21 protein-coding genes are annotated in these 24,642 nt (G+C 75.8%); 6 read left to right on the top strand and 15 right to left on the bottom strand.

The genetic code is table 11. The annotated features are described in order from the left end of the window. Complete coding sequence (dusB, locus tag HNR08_RS14955) at positions 1-1,191, bottom strand: tRNA dihydrouridine synthase DusB (RefSeq protein WP_146835091.1); 1,191 nt, start codon at positions 1,189-1,191, stop codon at positions 1-3. Between the two features lie 83 nt (positions 1,192-1,274). On the opposite strand from dusB, the gene HNR08_RS14950 reads away from it, so the two are divergent. Then, positions 1,275-2,549 (top strand): YibE/F family protein, encoded by a 1,275-nt coding sequence (locus HNR08_RS14950; RefSeq protein WP_246802972.1) that lies wholly within the window; start codon positions 1,275-1,277, stop codon positions 2,547-2,549. 146 nt (positions 2,550-2,695) lie between these two features. Continuing rightward, a complete protein-coding gene (locus tag HNR08_RS14945) occupies positions 2,696-3,175 on the top strand; it encodes a 2'-5' RNA ligase family protein (protein ID WP_338075805.1) in 480 nt (159 codons plus the stop codon). Between the two features lie 47 nt (positions 3,176-3,222). Here the strand turns inward: HNR08_RS14945 and HNR08_RS14940 are convergent, their stop codons facing one another. From HNR08_RS14940 to HNR08_RS14930, 3 genes are all read right to left on the bottom strand, one after another. Continuing rightward, complete coding sequence (locus HNR08_RS14940; RefSeq protein WP_146835094.1) at positions 3,223-3,624, bottom strand: RidA family protein; 402 nt, start codon at positions 3,622-3,624, stop codon at positions 3,223-3,225. A gap of 164 nt (positions 3,625-3,788) precedes the next feature. Next, positions 3,789-4,916, bottom strand: coding sequence for a YibE/F family protein (locus tag HNR08_RS14935; protein ID WP_246802973.1), 1,128 nt, complete (start codon positions 4,914-4,916; stop codon positions 3,789-3,791). Positions 4,917-5,009: 93 nt separating this feature from the next. Then, entirely contained in the window at positions 5,010-6,395 is a 1,386-nt protein-coding gene (locus HNR08_RS14930) for a glycine--tRNA ligase (protein WP_146835101.1), read from the bottom strand. Between the two features lie 142 nt (positions 6,396-6,537). On the opposite strand from HNR08_RS14930, the gene HNR08_RS14925 reads away from it, so the two are divergent. The 3 genes from HNR08_RS14925 to HNR08_RS14915 are packed head-to-tail and all read left to right on the top strand — an operon-like array spanning position 6,538 to position 9,211. Continuing rightward, on the top strand, positions 6,538-7,503 hold the full coding sequence (locus HNR08_RS14925) for a metal ABC transporter substrate-binding protein (protein WP_146835104.1): 966 nt from the start codon (positions 6,538-6,540) through the stop codon (positions 7,501-7,503). Next, positions 7,500-8,285 (top strand): metal ABC transporter ATP-binding protein, encoded by a 786-nt coding sequence (locus HNR08_RS14920; RefSeq protein ID WP_146835107.1) that lies wholly within the window; start codon positions 7,500-7,502, stop codon positions 8,283-8,285. Before HNR08_RS14925 ends, HNR08_RS14920 begins: the two co-directional genes overlap by 4 nt. A 23-nt stretch (positions 8,286-8,308) precedes the next feature. After that, positions 8,309-9,211, top strand: coding sequence for a metal ABC transporter permease (locus HNR08_RS14915; RefSeq protein ID WP_168431557.1), 903 nt, complete (start codon positions 8,309-8,311; stop codon positions 9,209-9,211). Positions 9,212-9,236: 25 nt separating this feature from the next. Here the strand turns inward: HNR08_RS14915 and HNR08_RS14910 are convergent, their stop codons facing one another. After that, complete coding sequence (locus HNR08_RS14910) at positions 9,237-10,091, bottom strand: PRD domain-containing protein (RefSeq protein ID WP_146835112.1); 855 nt, start codon at positions 10,089-10,091, stop codon at positions 9,237-9,239. A gap of 112 nt (positions 10,092-10,203) precedes the next feature. After that, a complete protein-coding gene (locus tag HNR08_RS14905) occupies positions 10,204-12,222 on the bottom strand; it encodes a glucose PTS transporter subunit IIA (RefSeq protein WP_146835115.1) in 2,019 nt (672 codons plus the stop codon). 226 nt (positions 12,223-12,448) lie between these two features. On the opposite strand from HNR08_RS14905, the gene HNR08_RS14900 reads away from it, so the two are divergent. Continuing rightward, positions 12,449-13,108: an SNARE-associated domain-containing protein gene (locus tag HNR08_RS14900; protein WP_146835118.1), complete on the top strand. Its 660-nt coding sequence runs from the start codon at positions 12,449-12,451 to the stop codon at positions 13,106-13,108. A 7-nt stretch (positions 13,109-13,115) separates the two neighbouring features. Here HNR08_RS14900 and HNR08_RS14895 read toward each other — a convergent pair whose 3' ends face one another. The 9 genes from HNR08_RS14895 to HNR08_RS14855 all read right to left on the bottom strand — a co-directional run bounded on the left by HNR08_RS14895 (position 13,116) and on the right by HNR08_RS14855 (position 24,633). Then, positions 13,116-13,472 carry a VOC family protein gene (locus HNR08_RS14895; RefSeq protein ID WP_246802974.1) on the bottom strand — a complete coding sequence of 119 codons (357 nt, stop codon included), beginning with the start codon at positions 13,470-13,472 and terminating at the stop codon, positions 13,116-13,118. 63 nt (positions 13,473-13,535) lie between these two features. Beyond that, positions 13,536-14,312: an isoprenyl transferase gene (locus HNR08_RS14890; RefSeq protein WP_146835121.1), complete on the bottom strand. Its 777-nt coding sequence runs from the start codon at positions 14,310-14,312 to the stop codon at positions 13,536-13,538. Continuing rightward, a complete protein-coding gene (gene recO, locus HNR08_RS14885) occupies positions 14,312-15,043 on the bottom strand; it encodes a DNA repair protein RecO (protein ID WP_146835124.1) in 732 nt (243 codons plus the stop codon). Before recO ends, HNR08_RS14890 begins: the two co-directional genes overlap by 1 nt. 207 nt (positions 15,044-15,250) lie before the next feature. Next, the gene (gene leuA / locus HNR08_RS14880; RefSeq protein WP_146835127.1) at positions 15,251-16,996 is read right to left on the bottom strand and encodes a 2-isopropylmalate synthase; all 1,746 of its coding nucleotides are present in this window, start codon (positions 16,994-16,996) and stop codon (positions 15,251-15,253) included. Positions 16,997-17,173: 177 nt separating this feature from the next. Continuing rightward, entirely contained in the window at positions 17,174-18,583 is a 1,410-nt protein-coding gene (locus HNR08_RS14875; protein WP_146835130.1) for a hypothetical protein, read from the bottom strand. A 35-nt stretch (positions 18,584-18,618) separates the two neighbouring features. Beyond that, positions 18,619-20,010: an RDD family protein gene (locus tag HNR08_RS14870; RefSeq protein ID WP_146835133.1), complete on the bottom strand. Its 1,392-nt coding sequence runs from the start codon at positions 20,008-20,010 to the stop codon at positions 18,619-18,621. Continuing rightward, positions 20,007-22,481 (bottom strand): transglutaminase TgpA family protein, encoded by a 2,475-nt coding sequence (locus HNR08_RS14865; protein ID WP_183835100.1) that lies wholly within the window; start codon positions 22,479-22,481, stop codon positions 20,007-20,009. The genes HNR08_RS14870 and HNR08_RS14865 overlap by 4 nt, the downstream gene beginning before the upstream one ends. Next, on the bottom strand, positions 22,478-23,683 hold the full coding sequence (locus tag HNR08_RS14860; RefSeq protein WP_146839277.1) for a DUF58 domain-containing protein: 1,206 nt from the start codon (positions 23,681-23,683) through the stop codon (positions 22,478-22,480). Before HNR08_RS14860 ends, HNR08_RS14865 begins: the two co-directional genes overlap by 4 nt. Then, positions 23,680-24,633, bottom strand: a complete 954-nt coding sequence (locus HNR08_RS14855; protein WP_146839279.1) for an AAA family ATPase — start codon at positions 24,631-24,633, stop codon at positions 23,680-23,682. Before HNR08_RS14855 ends, HNR08_RS14860 begins: the two co-directional genes overlap by 4 nt. Between the last annotated feature and the right edge of the window lie 9 nt (positions 24,634-24,642).

Here is a 24,642-nt window from a genome sequence, read left to right as displayed (position 1 = left end):
TCAGCCGCCCGAGACGCTGAGCTCCGCCTCGTGCAGGGACCGGCGGAACTCCTCCGACAGCTCGCGCGAGTCCAGCCAGCCGTCCGGCAGGTGCGGCCGCTTCGGGGTGCCCGCGCGGCCGCGCTGACCCTCGGCCGCGACGCCGGGGTACGGCTGGTCCAGGTCGATCGCGGCCAGCCGGTCGTCGAGCTCCGCCAGGCTGGACACCAGCGCGAGCGCCTGCCGCTGCTCGCCGCCCACCACGTAGCCCTTCCAGTACCAGGCCATGTGCTTGCGCAACTCGCGCAGCGCCTTCCCCTCGTCGCCGAAGTGCTCGATCATCAGCTCGGCGTGCCGGCGGATCACCTGCGCGACCTCCCGGGCGCCGGGACGCACCCGCACCTCCGAGCCCGCGAACGCCGCCGCCAGGTCGGCGAACAGCCACGGGCGCCCCTGGCAGCCGCGACCCACGACCACGCCGTCGCAGCCGGTCTGCCGCACCATCTCCAGGGCGTCCTCGGCGGACCAGATGTCCCCGTTCCCCAGCACCGGGACGTCCGTGACCGTCTCCTTGAGCCGGGCGATGGCCTCCCAGTCGGCGGTGCCGGAGTAGTACTGCTCCGCCGTCCGGGCGTGCAGCGCCACCGCGGCGACCCCGAGGTCCTGGGCCCGCAGCCCTGCCTCCAGGTAGGTGAGGTGGTCGTCGTCGATGCCCTTGCGCATCTTCACCGTGACGGGCACGCCGTACGGCTTCGCCGCGTCGACGGCCGCGCGCAGGATCGACTCGAACAGCTCCCGCTTCCACGGCAGGGCCGACCCGCCGCCGCGCCGCGTGACCTTGGGCACCGGGCAGCCGAAGTTGAGGTCGACGTGGTCCGCGCGGTCCTCCGAGGCGATCAGGTGCACCGCGGCGCCGACCGTCGCCGGGTCCACGCCGTACACCTGCACCGAGCGCGGCTTCTCGTCCGGGGCGTGCGAGATGATCCGCATCGACTCCTCGCCCCGCTCGACCAGCGCGCGCGACGTCACCATCTCCGCGACGTACAGCCCCGCGCCCGACTCCCGGCACAGCCGACGGAACGCCGCGTTCGTCACGCCGGCCATCGGGGCGAGCACCACGGGGGTGTCGATCGACAGCGGCCCGATGCGCAGCGGGGGCAGCACGTGGCCCGCCGGGGCGGGCTCGCGGGTGTCGGCCGTCAGGGAGGTCATGGGGTCGATTGTCCCCCAGCACGCCGGGGCCGCCCGAATCGGGGGTCCGCGCACGCGCGCCCGGCACCCGGCAGAATCGGCGCGTGCCCACCCCCGCCGCCCTGCGCACGCGCCGCGTCATCGCCGCCCTGCTGATCCCGCTCGTGCTCGCCGCCGCGATCGGGATGGCCCTGACCTGGCCGCACGGCGACCGGACCACCGCCCGCACCGTCGAGGCCGTGGCCCTCGACTACCCGACCGCCACCGTGACCGGCACGTCGACCGAGCGGTGCGAGGGCACCGTCGAGGACCGCGCCACCGACGGCTCGATCCCCGCGACCGTCCCCTGCCTGCGCGTGTCCGCGACGGTCACGAGCGGCTCGGAGCGCGGGCGCGACGTCGAGGTCTGGGCGACGGCCGGCACCACGGCGGCGGACGTCCCGGAGGGCACCCGGATCCGCGTCGAGCACTACCCCGCCACCGGGCAGGACGCCGAGGTCTGGGCGTGGCACGACTACGACCGCACGCTGCCGCTGGTGACGATCGCGCTCGCGTTCGCGCTGGCGATCGTGCTGGTCGCGCGGGCCCGCGGCCTGCGGGCGCTGCTCGGCCTGGTCATCGCCTTCGCGGTCATCGGGGTGTACCTGCTGCCGGCCCTGCTCGCGGGCGAGAACGCGGTCGTCGTGGCGCTGTGCGCGTCCACGCTGATCATGACGGCCGTGCTGTACCTGGCGCACGGGCTGTCGCTGCGGACGTCGACGGCCCTGCTCGGCACGCTCGCCGGCCTCGCGCTGACCACGGGGCTCGGCGTGCTGTCCGCGGGGTGGGCCCGGCTGTCGGGGGTGAGCTCGGAGGACTCGTACCGGCTCGCGCAGCTGCTCGGCGAGTCCGGGGCGACCTCCCTGCGCGGGCTGTTCCTGTGCGGCCTCGTGCTCGCGGGGCTCGGCGTGCTGAACGACGTGACGATCACGCAGGCGTCGGCGGTGTGGGAGCTGCGTGCGGTGTCCCCGGGGGCCTCGCGGCGCGAGCTGTTCGCGGGCGGCATGCGGATCGGCCGCGACCACATCGCCTCCACCGTGTACACGATCGCGTTCGCGTACACCGGCGCCGCGCTGCCCGTCCTGCTGCTGCTGGAGATCTACCAGCTGCCCCTCGGGCCGACGCTCACGAGCGGGGAGTTCGCCGAGGAGCTCGTGCGGACGATGGTCGGGTCGATCGGGCTGGTGCTGGCGATCCCGCTGACCACGGCGATCGCGGCCCTGGTGGTCACGCGCGCGGGCGCGGGCGCGTCGGCGCGGCACCGGGACCCGTCGGCCGACGGGCACGCGGGCCACGGCGGGCACGGCCACGCCGCCGCGCTGCCGGCCGCCGGCTCCTGAGCGCACCCGCCGCGCCCCGCGAACCGCCTGCGCCCGGCCGCCTCGCCGCCCTAGGGTCGACGGGTGCACAGCCTCGACGACCCGAGCGCCCCGCCGGCACCGACCCGGACCGCCGTCATCGTGCCCGTGGCCGCCGCGGACGCCACGTGGGCCCGCACCGGACGGCACTCGACCGCGCCGCGGGATGGGGCATCCCCGCGCACGTGACGGTGCTCTACCCGTTCGTCCCGCCGCCGGCGCTGACGGCCGACCAGCTGGACCGGCTCGCCGCCGCGGTCGCGTCCGAGCGCGCCTTCGACGCGACCTTCGCCGGGACCGGCTGGTTCGGGTCGGACGTGCTCTGGCTGGCGCCCGACCCCGCGGAGCCGTTCCGCCGGCTGACGCTCGCGGTCTGGCGGGAGTTCCCCGAGCACCCGCCGTACGAGGGCGCGTTCGCGGACATCCACCCGCACCTGACGGTCGCCGACCGCGCGCTGGGCGGGCCGGGAGACCTCGAGCGCGCCGAGGCGGCGGTGCGGCACGGGCTGCCGATCACGCAGCGCGTCGACCACGCTTTGCTCGTCGCCGGCACCGACGCACCGCGCTCCTGGCGGACCGTCCGCCGCCTCCCGCTCGCACGCGGGTAGCGGGCGGTCAGCGGACCACCGCGGGCTCGCCGGCGGGTAGCCCGCGGTCAGCGGACCACCGCGGCGACGGCCGAGATCTCGACCACGGCCCCGGGCGGCCCCAGGCCGGAGACCCGCGCGACCGTGATGAGCGGCGACGGACGGTGCGGGTCGAGCACCTCCCCCGCGACCGCGGCCCCGGCGGCGAGGTCGACGCCGTCCTCGACGAGGATCGACCACGAGACCACGTCCGCGACGCTCGCCCCGACGGACTCGAGCGCCGTGCGCAGGTTCGCGAGCGCCTGCCGGGTCTGGCTGACGACGTCGTCGCCGACGACCTTCCCGGAGGCGTCGACGCCGTTCTGGCCGCCGACGTGGATCGTGGTCGCCCCGGGCGGGACGACGGCGACGTGGCTGAACGCCGGGCTCTGCACGAGCCCGGCCGGGCTGAGCAACCTGATCGTGTCCATCCCCCGACGCTAGGCCCGCCCTCCGACACGCCCTCACCTCCCGCCGCCTCCCGCGCCCGGGGACGTCCGCCGAGGCGACAGGATCCGACTGCGCGGAGCGGCCGGGATCCCGCGGATCCTGCAGTCTCGGCGCCACGGCCCCCGGGGCGCGCGGCGGCGGGAAGTCAGGCCTCGGCGCGGGTCTCCGCGGGGGCCGGGGGCGAGGCGGCTGCCGCGGGGATGGCCGGCGCGGCCCCGGCGGCCGGGGGCGGGACCAGGGTCGCGGCGATCGCCGTGGTCAGCGGGATCGCCAGGACCAGCCCGATCGACCCGACGAGCGTCCGGACGACCTCCTCGGCGATCTCCCCGCTGGTCAGCGAGTCGAGCAGCGTCCGGTCGGACATCGCCACCAGCAGCACGAGCGGCAGCGCCGCCCCCAGGTACGCGAACGCCACCGTGTACACCGTGGAGGCGATGTGGTCGCGGCCGATCCGCATGCCGCCGGCGAACAGCTCGCGCCGCGAGGCCCCCGGGGACACCGCACGCAGCTCCCACACCGCCGACGCCTGGGTGATCGTCACGTCGTTCAGCACGCCGAGTCCCGCGAGCACCATGCCGCACAGCAGCACCCCGCGCAGGCTCGCCTCGGGCGCGAGCGACAGCAGGTCGAGGGCGTGCTCGCCGCTGAGCCCGGTCAGGTGCGTCGCGCCGGTCGCCCAGGCCGCGAGCGCGCCGGTGGCCAGCAGCCCGCCGAGCGTGCCGAGCAGGGCCGTGGAGGTCCGCACGGAGACGCCGTGCGCGAGGTAGAGCAGCGCGTACATCAGCGCGGACGCCGTGACGAGCGCGACCGGCAGCGCGGGCTGCCCGTCGAGCAGCGCGGGCACGGTGAAGCCGAGCACCCCGGCCACCGACACGACGAGCCCGAGCAGCGCCCCGATCCCCCGCAGCCGCGCGACGGCCAGCACCAGCACGACGAGCACCGCCGCGAGCAGGGCCATCGGGGGCCCGCGCACCAGGTCGACGAACACGTACGGCGCCCCGCCGGTCGCCTGCGGCAGGGTGAGCACCCGGATGCGGTCCCCCGCGGCCACGACGTCGAGGTACTCCGGCGCGATCTGGACGGTGACGGGGTCGCCGTCCGCGGTCTCGGCGAGCAGGGCCGGGCCGGCCTCGGCGTCGGCCAGCAGGTCGGCGTCCGTGACGGTCACGACCTGGTACGACGACCCCTCGGGCGTCGTCTGCAGCACCGGCCGGTCCCCGGACCCCGGCCACAGCCACGCGAGGCCGGCGAGCGTCACGACCGCCGCGGCCACCAGCAGCGCGACGACGACGGCGCGGGCGGGCCGCCCGACCGGGAGGTCGGGGACGTCACCCGCGCCGTGCGCGTGCGTGTGCTGGGTCAGCGGTCAGGCCCCGACGAGGCGCTGCGCGAGGTAGCCGGTCACCTGGTCGAGCGCGACCCGCTCCTGCGTCATGTCGTCGCGGTGCCGGATGGTGACGGCCTGGTCCTCGAGCGTGTCGAAGTCCACCGTGATGCAGAAGGGCGTGCCGATCTCGTCCTGGCGGCGGTACCGGCGGCCGATGGCCCCCGCGTCGTCGAAGTCGACGTTCCACGACTTCCGGAGCTCGGCGGCGAGGTCCCGGGCCTTCGGGGACAGGGCCTCGTTGCGGGACAGCGGCAGCACGGCGGCCTTGACCGGGGCCAGGCGCGGGTCCAGGCGCAGGACGGTGCGCTTGTCGACGCCGCCCTTCGCGTTCGGGGCCTCGTCCTCGGTGTACGACTCGACGAGGAACGCCATGAGCGACCGGGTCAGGCCCGCAGCCGGCTCGATGACGTAGGGCACCCAGCGCTCGTCCTTCGTCTGGTCGAAGTACGACAGGTCCTGGCCCGAGTGCTTCGTGTGCGTGGTCAGGTCGAAGTCGGTGCGGTTCGCGATGCCCTCGAGCTCGCCCCACTCCGAGCCGCTGAAGCCGAACCGGTACTCGATGTCCACGGTCCGCTTGGAGTAGTGCGACAGCTTCTCGGCCGGGTGCTCGTAGTGCCGCAGGTTCTCGCGCGAGATGCCCAGGTCGACGTACCAGTCGGTGCGGGCGTCGATCCAGTACTGGTGCCAGGTCTCGTCCGTGCCGGGCTCGACGAAGAACTCCATCTCCATCTGCTCGAACTCGCGGGTCCGGAAGATGAAGTTGCCGGGGGTGATCTCGTTGCGGAACGACTTGCCGATCTGGCCGATGCCGAACGGCGGCTTCTTGCGCGCGGTGGTCAGCACGTTCGCGAAGTTCACGAAGATGCCCTGCGCGGTCTCGGGCCGCAGGTAGTGCAGGCCGGACTCGTCCTCGACGGGGCCGAGGTACGTCTTGAGCATCATGTTGAAGTCGCGGGGCTCGGTCCACTGGCCGCGGGTGCCGCAGTTCGGGCAGGCGATCTCGGCGAGACCGCCCTCGGGCGCGCGGCCCTTCTTCTCCTCGAACTCCTCGAGCATCTGGTCCTCGCGGAACCGCTTGTGGCAGGAGAGGCACTCGGTCAGCGGGTCGGTGAAGACGCCGACGTGGCCGGAGGCGACCCACACCTGGCGCGGCAGGATCACCGCGGAGTCGAGGCCGACGACGTCGTCGCGGCCCTGCACGACGGTGCGCCACCACTGCTTCTTGATGTTCTCCTTGAGCTCGACGCCGAGCGGCCCGTAGTCCCACGCGGAGCGGGAACCGCCGTAGATCTCCCCGCTCTGGAAGACGAAGCCGCGCCGCTTGGCGAGGGAGACGACGGAGTCGAGACGGGAGGGTGCTGCCACGGTGAGTGCTCCTGGTGCGGGGGTGGGCACGCGCCTGGGTGGCGCGCGCGGAGACGGATCGCCGCCCAGGCTACCGGGCGTCGCGCGGCTCCGGCCCGCCGCCCGACCCCCGGTTTTGACTCTCGTTCTCAACAGGTCGAGAATGGCTCTCATGTCCCCCCGCCGTCGCGCCCTCGCGCTCCCCGCCGTCCCCGCGGTCCTCGTCGCCGCGCTCGCCCTGTCCGCCTGCTCCCCCGACGGGTCCGGCGGCTCCGGGGGGTCCGGCGACGGCGGCGGCGTGAGCGTGCTGGCCTCGTTCTACCCGCTGCAGTACGTGGCGGAGCAGGTCGGCGGCGACCTGGTCGACGTCGGGACGCTGACCCCGCCCGGGGCCGAGCCGCACGACCTCGAGCTCTCCCCCGCGCAGGTGGACGAGGTGGGCCGCGCCGACCTGGTGGTGTACCTGTCCGACTTCCAGCCGTCCGTGGACGACGCGGTCGACGCGAACCCGCCGGCGCACGTCGTGGACGCCGCGGACGCGACGACGCTGCACGAGGCGGCCCATGACGACGACGGGGAGGAGCACGCCGAGGAGGACGGGCACGGGCACGGCTCCCTCGACCCGCACTTCTGGCTCGACCCCACCCTGCTGCCCCCGGTCGCCGAGGAGGTGGCGGCGCAGCTGTCCGCCATCGACCCCGACCACGCCGACGACTACGCGGCCGGTGCCGCGGCGTTCGCCCAGCAGATGGCCGACCTGGACGAGGAGTACACGACCGGGCTCGCGACCTGCGGGTCGCGCACCATCGTCACGACGCACGAGGCGTTCTCCTACCTCGCCGAGCGCTACGACCTCGAGCAGGTCGGCATCTCCGGCATCGACCCCGAGGGCGAGCCCTCCCCCGCCCGGCTCGCCGAGGTCGGCCGGATCGTGCAGGACGAGGGCGTGGGCACCCTCTTCTTCGAGACGCTCGCCAGCCCGAAGGTCGCCGAGACCCTCGCGGACGAGCTGGGCGTCGACACCGCCGTCCTGGACCCGCTCGAGGGGCTCACCGACGACACGCAGGACTACGTCTCCGTCGCCCGGGCCAACCTGGAGACGCTGCGCACGGCCCTGGGGTGCGCATGAGCGACACCCGGCCCGCCGTGCTCGCCGCGGGCGTCGACGTGACGCTCGGCGGCCACCAGATCCTGTCCGGCGTCGACCTGCGGGTGGAGCGCGGCGAGGTCGTGGCCCTGCTCGGGGCGAACGGCTCCGGCAAGTCCACGCTGGTCCGGGCCCTGCTCGGCATCGTCCCGCGCACCGCCGGCGAGGTGCACCTGCTCGGCGGGGCGCTCGGCAACGGCGTGCCGTGGGAGCGCATCGGCTACGTGCCGCAGCGGCTCCCGGTCGGCGGCGGGGTCCCGGCGACCGCCCTCGAGGTGGTGGTGTCCGGCCTCGTGCACGGCCGCCGGATCCGCCCGCCGCGCGACGCCCGGCACCGCGCGCTGGCCGCGCTGGAGGAGGTCGGCATGGCGGCGCACGCCCGCCGGTCCGTGCTGCAGATGTCCGGCGGGCAGCAGCAGCGGGTGCTCATCGCCCGGGCGCTCGTCCGGGACCCCGACCTGCTCGTGCTGGACGAGCCGACCTCCGGCATCGACCTGCCGACGCAGGAGACGTTCGTCGCCACCGTCCGCCGGCTGCAGGAGGCCGGCGGGACCGTCCTGGTGATCCTGCACGAGCTCGGCTCGTTCGCGGGCCTGATCGACCGGGCCGTCGCCCTGCGGCACGGCCGCGTCGTGTACGACGGCCCGCCACCCTCCGCGCGCGGCGAGCACGCCGGCCCGGAGCACGAGCACACCCACCCGCACGCCGACCCGCCGCCGCCCGAGACGGGCTCCACCGGGCTGTCGATGGAGGTCCTCCCGTGACCTGGTTCGAGACCCTCGGGGCCATGCTGTCCTCGCCGCTGATGCAGCGCGCGCTGCTCGCCGCCGTCCTGGTCGGCGCGGCCGCGCCCGTCGTCGGCACGTTCCTCGTGCAGCGCCGGCTCGCGCTCATGGGCGACGGCATCGGGCACGTCGCCCTCACCGGCGTCGCGCTCGGCTGGCTCGTCGGCACCTGGGCCGGGCTGGTCCCGCAGGACACGCTGGCCGTCCCCGGCGCGGTCGTCGCCGCCGTCATCGGCTCCGTCGTCATCGAGTGGGTGCGGGCCCGCGGGCGCACGTCCGGCGACCTCGCGCTCGCGCTGATGTTCTACGGCGGCATCGCCGGCGGCGTGCTGCTCATCAAGCTCGCCGGCGGCACCAACGCCAACCTCGTGTCGTACCTGTTCGGCTCGATCTCAACGGTCTCCACCGGCGACCTGTGGTGGACCGTCGGCCTGGCCGTCGGCGTGCTCGCGGTCGGCATCGGGCTGCGGCACGTGCTGTTCGCGGTGAGCCACGACGAGGAGTTCGCCCGCGGGTCCGGCCTGCCGGTGACCGCGCTGAACATGGTCGTCGCCACGATGTCCGCCCTGACGGTGACCATCGCGATGCGCGTCGTCGGGCTGCTGCTCGTGTCGGCGCTGATGATCGTGCCCGTCGCGGTCGCCCAGCTGCTGGCCGGGTCGTTCGCCCGCACGATGGCGGTGGCCAGCGGGATCGGCGTCGGCGTCAGCGTCGTCGGGCTGTCCATCACCTACTGGGAGGACATCCCGCCGGGCGCGACGATCGTGCTGCTGGCGATCGCCCTGTACGCGCTGGCCGCGGTCACCCGTCCCCTGTTCGCCCACCGCCGCGCCGGCCAAGCCCCGCACGACCCGCACCCGGAGCTCCCGGACGACGTGGACCTGGCGGGCACCCGCGGGGCCTGACCCCGCCCCCGCCCCTGCGCGCGCGTCAGGCCGGGTCGTCGGCCTGCGCGTCCTGCACGATGCGCGCCACGTGCATCGCGAGGTACGACACCTCGTCCGGCGTCAGCTCCGCCTGCAGCCGGAGCGCGACCAGCCGGGCGAGCCGGTCGGCCGTCCCCGACGCCTCGGGGTAGGTCCGCCGGACCGCCTCGCCGACCGCGGAGTGCCGCTGGTCGTCGAGCTGCCGGCGCTGGGAGATCCGCACGAACAGGTAGCGCAGGTGGGTGATGAACCGCCCCACGCTGACGCTCCCGGGCTCGAGCACGACCCCGTGCGCCCCGGCGACCACGTCGAGGAACTGCTGGATCAGGCCCGTCATCGTGTAGCTGGCCGACAGGTCGCCGGTCGCGAACCCGGCGTTCACCAGGTGCAGCGCCAGGGCGACCGCCTCCTCGGGCGGCAGCGGCGCCGGGACGCGCGCGTTCACCGCCGCGAGCAGGGCCGTCGCCTGGGCGTACTCCTCGGCGTAGAGGTTCGTCACCTCTCCCAGCAGCGGGTACTCGACCGTCTGCCCCTCGGCGGCGCGCCGCAGGGCGAACCCGAGGTGGTCGGCCATCGCCACGACCAGCGCCGGCTTGGCGGCGAGCCGCTCGAGCCCGACCTCGGCCAGCGCGTCGCCGACCAGCTGCACGTGCTCCGGCGGGATCCCCGCGAGCAGTCCCGCAAGGTGGTCGGGGTCCCGGCCGTCGTCGGGCCGGAACACGCGCACGATCCGGTCCCGCGCCACCAGGTCGCCCGGCTTCGCCTGGAAGCCGAGCCCCCGGCCCGTGAGGATCACCTCGACGCCCGACTCGTCGCGCGCGAGGACCAGGTTGTTGTTGAACACGCGCAGGACGTCCACGGCGTCCCTCCTCCTCAGGCCCGGGCGGGTGCGGCCGGGCGGACGACGCGGCGGGACGCGCCCCGCAGGGCCCGCCTCGCCGCGTCGTCCGCCGGCGGCTGCGCCGCGACGGTCAGGGCTCGACGTCGATGACGGCGTCGCCCGGCACGACGGTACCCGCCGGACGCGGGGTGACCCCCGTCAGGGTCCGGGAGTTGAGCACGGTGACGACCGTCGTGGTGTCGAAGCCGGCCGCGCGCACGGCGTCGAGGTCCACGGTCCCGAGCCGGTCGCCCGCGGCGACGTGCTGGCCCTTCGCGACGGCGACGGTGAAGCCGTCCCCCGCCATGCGGACCGTGTCGATGCCGACGTGCACCAGCACCTCGACCCCGTCGGCCGTCCGGATGCCGAACGCGTGACCCGTGTCGGCCACCGTGACGAGCTCGCCCGCGACCGGGGCCACGACCTCGCCCGCGGACGGGACGACACCGACGCCCTCGCCGAGGGCCAGCGACGAGAACACCGGGTCCGCGACCTCGGCCAGGGGCACGAGCCGGCCGGCGACCGGGGCGGCGACGACCGAGGTCGGGGTGGCGGGAGCCGGGGCCGGGCCGGGCTCGGCCGGCTCCACCGGGGCGGCGGACGCCTCGAGCGCGAGGTCGGCCTCCGTCTGCGCGCGCTCGGCGAGCGCCTCGGCCCGCTGCTCCGGCGTGCGGTAGTCCGACACGATGACCAGCACCATCGACACGACGAACGCCGCCGCCACCGCGATCACGTACACGGGGATCGGGTCGAACACCGGGATGGTCAGCAGCGACGTGAAGGCGAACGCCTGCGTGTCGACGCCGCCGAGCAGCCCGATGATGAGCCCGCCCACGAGGCAGCCGACGAGCATCCGCGGGTAGATCCGCTTGAACCGCAGGTGGATGCCGTACAGCGACGGCTCGGAGATGCCGCCCAGCAGGCCCGCCGCGAGCGCGCCGGTCGCCGTCTGCCGCATCTGGTTGTCCTTGTCGCGCACCGCCAGCACGAGGACGCCCGCGGTCGCGCCGAAGCACGCGAAGTTCCACGCGCCCATCGGGCCCTGGATGAAGTCGTACCCGAGGGTGTTGAGGTTGACGAGCATCAGCGCGTTCAGCGGCCAGTGCAGGCCGAGCGGCACCAGGAACGGGTAGATGAGCGGGATGACGATCGCGAACACGATCGGGGCGTTGCCGTTCAGCCACGCCAGGCCGTCGCCCAGACCGGTGCCGAGCCAGATCCCCAGCGGGCCGAGCAGGAACGCGGTCACCGGGATCATGACGACCATCGACAGGAACGGCACGAAGACCATCTGGATGTTCTCCGGGAACACCCGCTTCAGCGCCCGGTACAGCGGCGCCAGCACCGCGACCATGATCAGCGGCACGAACACCTGGCCGCCGTAGTCGTTGAGCTGCATCGGGAGATTGAACACGTCCGCGACGCAGGCGGTGGTGCCGAGGGTGTCGTTCGTCGTGCACACCGTCGAGGCCGCCGACGTCAGGCTGAGGAAGTCCGGCGTCATGACCGCGGCCATCACCGTGGCGCCGAGCCAGGGGTCGACCTGCAGCTTCTTCGCCGCGTTGTACGCGACCATGATCGGCAGGAAGTAGAACACCGCCCGCCACATCGCGTCGACGAACACCCAGGTCGCCGGCTTGTCCGCCGCCCGGAAGTCCACGACCCCGAGCGCGTCGAGCACGGCGGCGAACGCGATGATCAGCGACGCGCCGAGCAGCACGCCGAGCAGCGGCCGGAACGAGTCCGACAGGTACTCGAACACCGCGTCCAGCCACGCGACCCGCCCGCGGCCCTTCGCGCGAGCCGCCGCCTTGACGTCCGCGTCGGACTGCCGGCCGGCGCCGACCGACGCCATCGCGGGAAGGTGCATGATCTGGGTGAACACGGTCTGCACCGCGCCCCCGATGACGACCTGGTAGCGGTCGCCGGACTGCGGCACCGCGCCCATCACGCCGGGGATCTGCTCCACGGCCTTCTGGTCGACCACGGAGGCGTCGCGCAGCTCGAAACGCAGCCGGGTGGCGCAGTGGGTGAGGCTGAGGACGTTCGACGGTCCTCCGACCGCCGCGATGATCTCCTCGGCCCTGTCGCGCGTCGTCGCGGACGTCATCCGGTACTCCCTCGTAGGAAACGGTCCACCGGCGTCCGGGCACAAAAAAAGACCCGAGTCGCATCTCTGCGGCTCAGGTCTTGCCCCGCGACGACGGCGGGTAACAACCCTGGTGAACAACTCAGGTTCGGCGAGGACACTAGCACGCGCTCCCCCGTGCCCCGACCGGGACCGAGGTCCCATCCGCGCGCCGGGGCGCCCGCCGGGCGGGCCGTAGACTCGTCCGATGACCGACGTGGCGGCGGCGTACGGCATGGCCGGGCGTCCGATGTGGTTCGTGTTCGCCGCGCTCTTCGTCATCGTCATGGCCCGGTCGCACCTGTTCTACTGGCTCGGCCGGGGCGTGCACCAGGGCGCCGCGCACCTCGCGGACCTCGGGCTGCCCCCCGGGGCGACGGAGCCGGCCGCCGCCGCGCCCCGGGCGCCCGACGACCCCGGGCGCGCCGCCGCCCTGCGCGCGCGGGCCCGGCGCCTGCTGCGCACCCCGGCCGCGCGCCGGGGTCTCGCGCTCGTGCACCGCTGGGGTCCGCTCGGCGTGACCTTCGCCTACGTGACCGTCGGCGTGCAGACCGCCGTGTTCGTCGGTGCCGGGCTGCTGCGGATGCCGTACCTGCGGTTCACCGCCGCGTCCGTCCCCGGCAGCGTGGCGTGGGCCGCGATCTGGGGCACCGTCGGGCTGGGCGTCGTGTGGGGCGCCGTCGGGCTGGCGGCCACGTCGCCCTGGGCGCTGGCGGGCGCGGTCGTGCTGCTCGCGGCGGTCGGGGTGGTCGTGCTGCGCCGCCGCCGTGCGCGCCCCGGTGCCGGCCCCGGTCCCGGCACCGCCGCCGGAGGCACCGCGCCGTCCGGGCGCGCGCCGGTGCTCACCGACCGCGCGCCCGGGGCCTGACGCCTGCTCAGGCGCCGTCCTGCTGCGCCACGCAGAACTGGTTCCCGTCCGGGTCGGCCAGCACCGTCCACGCGAACCCGTGCTCGGCGCGCTCGGCCACCAGCGTCGCCCCGTCCGCGACGAGCTCCGCCGCCGTGGCGTGCCGGTCCGGGACGTGCACGTCCAGGTGCACCCGGTTCTTGCCCGGCGTCGGGTCCGGCACCCGCTGGAACGCCAGCGTGGGCCCGGCCGGCTGCGTCACCATGACGAACCAGCCGCCCGAGTCGTCCCGCACCGTGCCGCCGGTGTGCCGGGCCCACCAGTCCGCCAGGCCGGCCGCGTCCGTCGTGTCGAAGGTGATCATGCCCACGGTCATCGCGCTCATGCCGCCAACCTAGGCCCGCGCACCGCCTCGGGTGCCCGGAATCCACCGGACATCTCGCGGAGGTCAGGACCGAGCGGGCTGGTCCACCGCACCGCCGTAGCGGCGGTCGCGACGGGCGTAGGTCTCGATCGCGCGCCACAGGTGCCGGCGGTCCACGTCGGGCCAGGGCTCGTCGAGGAACACCAGCTCGGCGTACGCCGCCTGCCAGATCATGAAGTTCGAGGTCCGCTGCTCCCCCGACGACCGCAGGAACAGGTCGACGTCCGGCAGGTCCGGCTCGTCCAGGTAGCGCTGGACGGTCTTCTCGGTGACCTTGTCGGCGCGGAGCCGGCCCGCCGCGACGTCCTGCGCGATCGCCCGCGCCGCGTCGGCGATCTCCGCCCGGCCGCCGTAGTTCACGCACATCGTCAGCGTGCAGGTGGTGTTGCCGCGCGTCTGCCGCTCGGCCTCCTCGAGCTCCGAGATCACCGACCGCCACAGCCGCGGCCGCCGCCCGGCCCAGCGCACCCGCACGCCCCAGGAGTCCATGAGGTCCCGCCGCCGGCGCAGCACGTCCCGGTTGAACCCCATGAGGAACCGCACCTCCTCGGGCGAGCGCGTCCAGTTCTCGGTCGAGAACGCGTACGCGGAGACGTGCTGGACGCCGACCTCGATCGCGCCGGCCACGACGTCGAGGAGCGACGCCTCACCCGCGGCGTGCCCGGCGGTCCGGGGCAGGCCCCGCGCGTTCGCCCAGCGGCCGTTGCCGTCCATGACGATCGCGACGTGCTTCGGGACGAGCTCCTTCGGCAGCACGGGCGGGCGGGCCCCGCTCGGGTGCGGGGGCGGCGGAACCGGCATCAGATCCTCTCGACCATCGGCAGCGAGCGCAGCGTGCGCTCGAGGTGGAACTGCGAGTACGCGGACACCAGCCCGTTGCCCTCCCGGCGGTGCCGCTCCGCGGAGGCGTCCGCGACGGCCCAGTCCCCCACGAGCAGCGCGGCCAGCAGGCCCAGCGTCTCGGGCGCGGGTGCGGTCGCGCCCGGCGGGCGGCAGGACAGGCACACCGCGCCGCCCTGCGCGACGGCGAACGAGTGGTGCGGCCCGGGGCGCCCGCAGCGGGCGCAGTCGGTGAACGACGGCGCCCAGCCCGCGATCGCGAGCGCGCGCAGCAGGTAGGAGTCGAGCACCAGCCCCGGCGCGTGCTCCCGGGTCGCCAGCGACCGGACGGCCCCGACCAGCAGCCAGTACTGCTGCAGCGCGGGCTCGTGCTCCGCCTCGACCAGCCGCTCGGCGGTCTCGAGCATGACGGTGCCCGCGGTGTACAGGGCGTAGTCCTCGCAGACCGGGCGGCCGTACGCGCCGAGCGTCTCGACCTGGGTCACGACGTCGAGGTTCCGGCCGGTGCTCAGCTGCAGGTCGATGTGCATGAACGGCTCGAGCCGGGACCCGAACCGGGACGTGGTGCGCCGGACGCCCTTCGCGACCGCGCGCACCTTGCCGTGGGTGCGGCTCAGCAGGGTGACGATCCGGTCCGCCTCCCCGAGCTTGTGGGTGCGCAGCACGATCGCCTCGTCGCGGTAGAGGCTCACGTCGCCCATTGTCCCCCGTCGCGCGCGGCGACGCCGCACCGTTCACCGTCAGCGAGCCGGGCCTCCCCTCCGCACGCACGGGAACGCCCGGCCCCGGCGCCGCGCCAGGGGTGTGCGCGGGCGCGCCGGGGCCGGTCGCGGGGGCCGGCGGGGGTGGTGCCGGCCCGGTCCGGGGGCGCGGGCGCTCCGGGCGCCCGCGCGGTGCGGTCAGCGCTCGGCGCGGTTCACCGCGGAGATGATCGCCTTGAGCGAGGCGGTCGTGATCGACGGGTCGATGCCGACGCCCCAGAGGGTCTGGTCGCCCACCGCGCACTCGACGTACGCGGCGGCCGTGGCGTCCCCGCCGGCGGACAGCGCGTGCTCGGCGTAGTCGAGGACCTGCACCCGGACGCCGACCTGGCCGAGCGCCGCGACGAACGCCGCGATCGGCCCGTTGCCCGCGGCCTCGACGGTGCGCTCGGTGCCGCCGTCGACGAGGTCCACCGTGAGGGTGTCCGGGCCGTCCTCGCCGCTGGTCGCCCGCGTGCCGCGCAGGGAGAACCGCCCCCACGGCGCGAGGTCCGACCCCGGCTCGACGGGCAGGTACTCGTCGGTGAAGATCCGCCACAGCTCGTCCGCGGTGACCTCGGCGCCGTTCGCGTCGGTGTACCGCTGCACGACCTGGGAGAACTCGATCTGCAGCCGGCGCGGCAGGTCCAGGTCGCGCTCGGACTTCATCAGGTAGCTGATGCCGCCCTTCCCGGACTGCGAGTTGACCCGGATGATCGCCTCGTACGAGCGGCCCAGGTCCTTCGGGTCGATCGGCAGGTACGGCACGGCCCAGACGATGTCGTCGACCCCGACGCCCTCGGCCTCGGCGTGCACGGCCATCGCGTCCAGGCCCTTCTTGATGGCGTCCTGGTGCGACCCGGAGAACGCCGTGAACACCAGGTCGCCGCCGTACGGGTGCCGCTCGGGGACCGGCATCTGGTTGCAGTGCTCGACGGTGCGCCGGATGTGGTCGATGTCGCTGAAGTCGATCTGCGGGTCGATGCCCTGGCTGAACAGGTTCATGCCCAGCGTCACCAGGCAGACGTTCCCGGTGCGCTCGCCGTTGCCGAACAGGCAGCCCTCGATGCGGTCCGCGCCGGCCAGGTAGCCGAGCTCGGCGGCGGCGACGGCGGTGCCGCGGTCGTTGTGCGGGTGCAGCGACAGCACGACGTGCTCGCGGAACCGCAGGTGACGGCCCATCCACTCGATGGAGTCGGCGTAGACGTTCGGGGTGGCCATCTCGACGGTCGCGGGCAGGTTGATGATCACGGGGCGGTCCGCGGTGGGCTCGAACACGTCCAGCACCGCGTTGCAGATCCGGACCGCGAACTCCAGCTCGGTCCCGGTGTACGACTCGGGGCTGTACTCGTAGAACACCTCGGTGTCGGGGACGCTCTCCTCGTACTTCTTGCACAGCCGGGCGCCGGAGACGGCGATGTCGACGATGCCGTCCTCGTCGGAGCGGAACACGACCTCGCGCTGCAGCACCGACGTCGAGTTGTACAGGTGCACGATGGCCTGCTTCGCGCCGGCGATGGCCTCGTACGTCCGCTCGATCAGGTGCTCGCGGGACTGCGTCAGGACCTGGATGACGACGTCGTCGGGGATGCGGTCCTCCTCGATCAGCATCCGGACGAAGTCGAAGTCGGTCTGCGAGGCGGACGGGAAGCCGACCTCGATCTCCTTGTAGCCCATCTGGACCAGCAGCTCGAACATCGCCAGCTTGCGGGCGGCGTTCATCGGCTCGATCAGGGCCTGGTTGCCGTCGCGCAGGTCGACCGCGCACCAGCGCGGGGCCGTCGTGATCTGCTTCGTCGGCCACGTGCGGTCGGGCAGGTCGACGCGGATCTGCTCGGCGAACGGGCGGTACTTGTGCACCGGCATGCCGGAGGGCTGCTGGGCGGTGCGGTCGTGGTAGCTCATCGGGGTCCTTCGCTCGCGGGTGGCTGTGTCAGTCGACCGGCACACCGAACTCCGCGACGAGGATCCGGCCTAGAAGGCCTCGTCGCGGCGGCGAAGAAGGACGTTCCGCTGCAGGAGCACCCGATCACTGTACTCCGCACCGTCCGGCGGACCGCAACCGCTCAGCATGCGGACGCCTCAGCCGTAGAGGATCAGCTCGTCCCGCGTCCGCAGCACCAGGTGCCCGCCGACCGAGGTCACCGACCGGACGCCGTCCGGCAGCGGCAGGGCCCACTCCAGCGCACCGTCCGACAGCCGCCGCGCCTCGACCGTCGGGGCGCCGTCGCCGGTCCGCCCCGCGCCGAGCACGACCGTGCCGTCCGTGAGCGGGGCCCACCACATCAGCACCCGCCCCGGGGTCTCCCACGCGAGCTCGCCGCTGCGCACGTCCACCACCTGGTAGCCGTCCACCCCCAGCAGCACCAGCCGTCCCCCGGCCTGCAGGCGTGCGGCCCGGTACGTCTCGACCCGCCACAGCTCGCCGCCGCCGGGCAGCAGCCGGCCGACCAGCTCCCCGCCCTCGTCCATCACGAGCACGTCGGACGGCTCGCGGTCGGTCGCCGTGAGCGCCGGGAACAGGGCGTCCGTCCGGAACAGCTCGCGGCCGTGGCGGTCTCGGACCGCCCCGCCCTCGCCGCTGGACCACGTCCCGAACAGCTCGTCCTGCAGCGCGCCGATGACGAACCAGGACGGCGGCGAGCCGGCGATCTCCGTGCCGTCGTCCGCATCGAGCACCGTCGCGGACCAGCCCTGCACCAGCACGAACGCGTCGTTCACCCGCAGCTCCGAGCCGGAGACGATGCCCTCGCGCAGCCGGATCCGGTCGCCGCCCCGGTGCCACCAGCGCAGGTGCCCGCCGTCCGCCGAGTACCGGGCGACGCGCGCGTGCCCGTCCGGGCCGACGGTCAGCACCACGACGTCGTCGCCGATCCGCTCGACCGCGGCGAGCCGCCCGACGAGCGTCCAGGTGCCGCGCTCCTCCCCCGTCGTCGCGTCGATCGCGGACACCCGGGCCCACCGCTCGTCCGGCGCGGGGAACGGCACCGTGCTCGGGTTCGCCGGGTCGGTCGGCACCACGGGCGGCTCCACCACGCACACGACCAGGTCCCCGACGCCGTCGTCGTCGTGCGGGCAGCCCGTCAGCGGGCGGGTCCCGGCGACCGGGCCGAGGTCGCGCTGCCACCGGCGCTCCCCGGTGTCGACGTCCCAGGCGGTGACCTGGAACCGGCCCTGCCGGACCGCCGAGGTCACCAGCACGCCGGTCGCGGCGAGCACGTCGTCGCCGCGCGGCACCTCGGCGCTCCAGCGCGACCAGGGCGGGCCGGCCAGGGGCGCGAGCATCCCGGCGGCGACCTGCGGCCGGGCGACGTCCCGCGACGCGGCACGGCCGACGGTCACGACGCCCGCGAGGACGAGCGCGACCGTGACGAGGACGATCGTCCAGCGGCGGCGGTGCGGGTGCGGTGCGGGGCGGTGCGACGCCGGCGGCGCGACGGCGGCGGGCGCGCTCGACCGGTCAGCGACGTCGACCAGCTCGACGTCCTGCATCGTCGCACGAGACCGCGAACGGCCCATGCGTCACTTTATGCGCGGACCCCCACGGACAGCGAGAGGTCGCCGAACGCGACGAGCGACCCGTCGGTCAGGCGCACCCGCCGGTCGGGCAGGCAGACGATGCGCTGGCCGTCCGCGAGCGTGACGAGCGTGCCGTTGGTGGACCCGCGGTCCACGACCCAGGCGCCGTGCTCGTCCACCCCGACCATGAGGTGCGTCTTGGACACCGACCGGCCCGGGTCGGCGACCGGCACGGGCCGCACGCCCGGCAGCGGGTCGGGGTTCCGGCCGACGAGCAGCGGGACGTCGAGGGGCAGCACGGACCCGTCGGGCAGCCGCACGGCCCACGACGGGTCCCCCGCCGGGAGGGGGTCGGGCGCCGGGAACATCGCCGGGGGCAGGGGCGGGAGGTCGTCGGGCGGGGACGGCACGGGCGGCGACGCGGCCGGAGGCGACCACACGGGCAGGGGCGCGGGTGCCGGGGCCGCCGGGGGCAGCGGCGGCTCCGGGCTCACCGCGTGCCGGCCGCGGCCCGGCGCGCCGGGGGTCCCGCCGTCGAGGACGGGGGCGACGGGCCACACCTGCCCCGCGGGCGGCTGCGGCACGACGGGCCCCGGCACGGCGCCCGGCGGCGGGGCGGCCGAGGCCACCCGCGGCAGCTGCCGGGTGTCGAGATCCGGCCCGAGCCCGGGCGCGGCGAGCGGAGGCAGGACCAGGCCGGGGCCGTCCAGCTGCCGCTCCGCGGCGAGCGCGGTCCAGCGGGTCCGGTGCGGCTCGGCCGGGTCGGCCCGGTCGGCCCGGGCGGCCCGGGCGGCCTCGGCCGCGTCGGCCTCCGCCGGCGCGGGCGGCGCGGGGTGCGGCACAGCGGCGGCGAGCCGGTCCGGCGGGACGGGGACCGCGCCCGCGGCCGCGACCACCCGGCGCGCGGCGGGCCGGCCGCGGACGTCGACGACGATCGCCTCGGCGACCCGGTCGTGCCAGCCGCGACGCCGGCCGGTGCCGTCGAACAGCGGGGACAGCAGCACGAGGAGCTGCCCGACGCCGCAGGCCAGCGCGCCGGCCGCGACGACGAGCGCCCGCACCAGCGCCCGCCCGAGGCCGATCGGCCGGCCGGTGCGCACGTCGAGGGTGCGCAGGCCGAGCACCCGCCGCCCGACGGTCCAGCCGCGCGTGCCCTGGCACACCCACTGCACGCCGGCCCACGCCAGCAGCAGCACCGCCCCGGCCGCGAGCAGCACCGGCGACGGCGTCGCGGCGACCGCGCCCGGGTCGCGGAGCGCGGCGAGCCGGGCGGGGACGGTCGCCAGCAGCAGCGGCGCCGCGCACAGCCCCGTGAGCAGGCCGTCGAGCAGCCAGGCGCCGACGCGTCGTCCCACCGGTGCCGGGGGCGCCCCGTACGTGCCTCCGGTCGTGCTGCTCATCGCCGTGCTCCTCGTCGTGCTGCTCGTTCTCGTCGGGCCGCGCGCCGGGTGCGGCGCAGCGACCGGGTGGTGATCCGGCCCCGCCAGCGCTGCTTGCGGGGGGTGGCCGCGCGCATCCGGGCCAGCGCCCGGTCGACCTGCGCCCAGTAGTCGCGGGCCTCGCTCGCCGTGGGCGCCGCGGGCCCGAACACGGCGGCGTCCGCCCGCTCGGCCAGCGCCACGACGGCGGCGCCGGCCTCGACCGCGGCCGGCGCCGGGCCGGACGCCCCCGCCGGGACCGCGCCGGCGAACGCGAGGTCGAGCGCGCGGGCACCCTCGCGCCGGGTCGCCACGGGGTCGACGTCGCGGCGCAGGTCGGTCGCGAGGTCGAGCACCTCCTGCCAGCCGCCCACCACGCGGCGCAGCGGCTCCGGGTCGCGGCGGCGGCGCCGGCGCCGGCGGGCCTTGAGCGCCGCGATCACCAGGAACGGGGCGAGCAGGACCAGCAGGATGCCGGACCCGGCCGCGGCGCCCAGGGCGACCGTCAGCCACAGCGGACGGGCCGCCTCGTCGGCGGAGTCCTGCGTCTGCGGCTGCTCGGTGTCGTCCTCCGGCGGGTCCACCGGGTCGGCGGGCGGCGGCGGGGGCTGGGCCACCTGCGGCTCGGGGTCGGCCGTGCTGGTCTCGGTCTCGTCCTGCGGGGTCTGGCTCTCCGGCGGCGTCGGGTCGAACGGGACCCAGCCGTAGCCGGTGAACGCGATCTCCACCCAGGCCCGCACGTCGGCGCCCGTGACCGTCCGGGGCGCGGCGGGGTCGGCGGGGTCGTCGGCGTCGGCGGCGTCGCCCGCGCCCTCGGCGTCCTCGTCGTCGTCCGGCACGAACCCCAGGACCACCCGCGCGGGCAGCCCCAGGTCGCGGGCCATCAGCGCCATCGCGGAGGCGTACTGCTCGTCGTCGCCCACCATGAGCTCCCCGCCGAGCAGCGCCGCGACCCGGTCCGCGCCGTGCCCGGAGAGCGACGGGTAGTCCCCCTGCTCGGTCAGGCCGTGCGAGAAGAACCCCTGCTCGGCCAGCACCTGCTCCAGCGCCCGGGCGACCTGCACGGGGGTCTCGGCGTCGCGGACCGCGTCGGCGGCGACCGACGCGACGGCGTCCGGCACGGCCTGCGGCTCGGGCAGGTCGAGGGAGCTCGCCGCGGCCCCGCCGATGGTGGTGTCGTCGGGCTCGGCCGGGAGCACCGCGTCGAGCGTGTACGTCAGCCCGGGCGCGAGGCCCCCGGTGAGCACCGCGGCGCCGGTCGCGTCGTTGAACCGCAGCCGCGCCTGGTCGGCCGCGTCCGCGAACCGGACGGCGACCGCGTCGCCGACCGTCGGCAGCCAGACGCCGGACAGGTCCTCGACCCGGACCTCGACCTCGACGGGGGTGCCGTCGCCGGCCGGGTCCGTCGGGGTGCCGATGGTCTCGCCGACCCGGCGGAACTCCCCGGACGCCCGGGACGACCCGTCGCCCGCCACGTTCCACACGACGCCGTCGAACCGGTCGAAGGTCGCGAGCCGGACCCGGGCGCCCTCGGGCAGGCCGGCGACGGTGAACAGCTCGACCGTGTCGTCGTCCTTCACGTACGCGCGGAACGCGGACAGCGGGCTGGCGTAGTCGCGCGGGTCGAACGGCGGCACCAGCGCGTCGCGCAGCACGTACCGGTCGCGGTGGTCCGCCACGACGGCCCCGGCGCCCACGCCGGCCGCGCCCGCGACCCCGACGAGCGCCACCAGGGCCACCGTCCGGCGCGCGCGCAGCCGCCCGGCGCGCCACGAGGCCCAGACGAGCAGCACGACCGCCAGGGCGGTGCCGACCGCGACGGGTGCGACGGTCTCGTGCGTGCCGAGCAGCACCGCGGCGGTCAGGCAGACCGGCGGCACCAGCGCGGCCGCGGGCGCCGCCCGGCCGGAGCCGAGCGCGAGCCGCACGGCGACCGCCGTGCCGACGAGGGCCAGCAGGTACGGCGGCACGAGCAGCCACCCGGAGCCGCCGAGCGGCGGCTGCAGGGTCAGGGCGTCCTTCCAGCCGAGCACCGACCCACGCAGCACGGCGAGCACCGACGCGGGCGTGGGCAGCGCGCCGGAGGCGTCGGGCGTCGCCAGCGGTCCGCCGGCGACCAGCCCGACGACCACCAGCACCGCCGTGACGACGAGCGGCGACCACCGGGCGCCGAGCACCCCGACGGCCGCGCCCAGCACCACGCCCCCCAGCACCGGCGCGAGCAGCACGCCGCCGCCGTACACCGGCAGCAGCGGGGTCAGGGCGGCGGCGACGGCGGCCGCGAGCACCAGCACGTCCACCACCGCGCGGCCGCCGCGGGGCAGCCCGCGCGGCGCGCTGCGGGCGGGGGCCGGGCGGCCGGAGCCGCCGGTCCGGCGCGCGCGGCGGCCGGGTGGCGGCGGGCCCGGGGGCGCCGGGGCGTCCGGGGGCGCGGGGACGGTCGTCGTGGTCATCCGGCGGCCGCCAGACGCAGGGCGCGGGGCAGGTCGTCGAGCGCGCCCACGACGGCCAGGGTGAGCGTGCGCTGCGTGCGGACCTGCACCTCCGCGCCGGGGCGGCAGGACAGGACGACGGTGCGGGTGCCCTCGGGCACGTGCCGGGCCGCGGCGCGCAGGTCCGCGTCGGCGACCACCGAGCCGGTGACCAGGAAGGCGAGCGTCACGTCCGGGGCCTCGCGGGCGACGCGGCGGCCGAGCAGCACGGAGGCGGTGCCGTCCGGGCCGACGGCGATGCCGGAGCAGTCGTCGAGGAACGGGCGGCGCGCGGTGGTCCGCACCCGCCCGGCCCCGGCGAGCACGACGAGCGGGTGCTCCTCGGCCAGCACCCGCACGCCGACCGACGCCACGACGCTCACCGCGAGCTCGAGCTCCGCGTCGTCGTGGCCGCGCACGTAGTCGCGCGGGTCGGTGGCCAGGGCGATCGCCGTCTGGGTGCGCCGGGTGTCCTCGTACTGCTTGACGGTGAGCTGGCCGCGGCGCGCGGTCGTCCGCCAGTGGATCGAGCGGCGGTCGTCGCCCACGACGTAGTCGCGCAGCGCGTGGAACGCCAGGTCCATGTCCGACAGGTCGCGGGTCGAGCCGCCCTCCAGGTCGCGCAGCAGCCCGGCGTCCGCGCCGGACAGCACGACGACCCGCGGGTGCACGTAGAGGTCCTCGGCGCCGGTGGTGACGGCGTGCCGCACCGCGAGCCCGAGCGGGTCGCCCCGCACCGCGCGCACCGGGCCGACCGTGACGACGGCGCGCCGCTCGGTCGGGACCGCGAACAGCTCCTCGTGCTCATCGCCCGGCGCGAGCGCCGGCACGTCCAGCTCGGCCCGGCCCTCGCCGACCTGGAGCTCGAGGCGCACCGCCCGGGTGCGCCGGCCCTCGGGCGCGGTGACGACCACGCCGCCGAACGCGCGCTCCCCCACCCGCACCCGCCGGTCCGCGAGGTCGAGCCGCACGGCGTGCGGCAGCCGGCCCCACGTCATCGCGACGGCGACCAGCAGCGCCACGACCCCCGCGGCGCCGGCCGCGGCGAGCTCGAGCCAGCCGAGCACCGCCCCCGCGGCGAGCCCGGCCGCGCCCAGCAGCCCCGTGCCCCAGCCCACGCCGGACAGCCGGGTGCGGGACCGTCGGACGGTCCGCCCCGGCTGCCGCGCCGTGGTGCTGGTCACGCGCGCGCCACCGGCGGCGGGGTCGCGGACAGGACGCGCTCGACCACCTGGGTGGTCGTGGCGCCGAGGAAGTCGGCCTCGGGGTCCAGCACGAGGCGGTGCGCGAGGACGGGGACGGCGAGGTCCTTCACGTCGTCCGGGATGACGTACGCGCGCCCCGCCGCGGCGGCCTGCACGCGGGCGCACCGCACCAGCGCGAGCCCGCCGCGGACGCTCGCGCCGAGCGCGGTCTGCGGGTCCTCGCGGGTGCCCTCGACGAGCCGCGCGACGTAGTCGAGCACCGACCCGTCGACGTGCACCGTCTGCGCGAGCTCGGCCATCTCGACCATGCCCGCGGTGGTGACGACCGCGCCGAGCTCCCGGGTGCGGTCGCGCGCCCCCGACAGGATCTCCACCGTGGACGTGCGGTCCGGGTAGCCGAGGGAGGTCCGGACCAGGAACCGGTCGAGCTGCGCCTCCGGCAGCCGGTACGTGCCGGCCTGCTCGATCGGGTTCTGCGTCGCGATCACCACGAACGGCCGCCCCACCGGGTGCGTGACCCGGTCGACCGTGACGTGGCCCTCCTCCATGACCTCGAGCAGCGCGGACTGCGTCTTCGGCGAGGCGCGGTTGATCTCGTCCGCCAGCAGCACCGACGTGAAGACCGGGCCGGGGTGGAACTGGAACGTGCGCGCGCCCTGGTCCCAGATCGTCACGCCCGTGACGTCGCTGGGCAGCAGGTCCGGGGTGAACTGGATCCGCTGGTGGGTGCCCTGCACCGACGCCGCGATGGCCTTCGCCAGCGACGTCTTGCCGGTGCCCGGGGCGTCCTCGAGCAGCACGTGGCCCTCGGCGACCATCGCGGTCAGCACCAGCCGCACGGGGCGGTCGGCGCCGAGCACGGCGCGGGAGACGTTCGCGACCAGGGCGGTGAACGTCTCGGAGAACCAGGCGGACTGCTCGGGGGTCATCGGGGGGTG

Source organism: Cellulomonas hominis, from assembly GCF_014201095.1.
Classification (GTDB): Bacteria; Actinomycetota; Actinomycetes; order Actinomycetales; family Cellulomonadaceae; genus Cellulomonas; species Cellulomonas hominis.
This window is presented reverse-complemented; position numbering and strand designations above follow the sequence as displayed.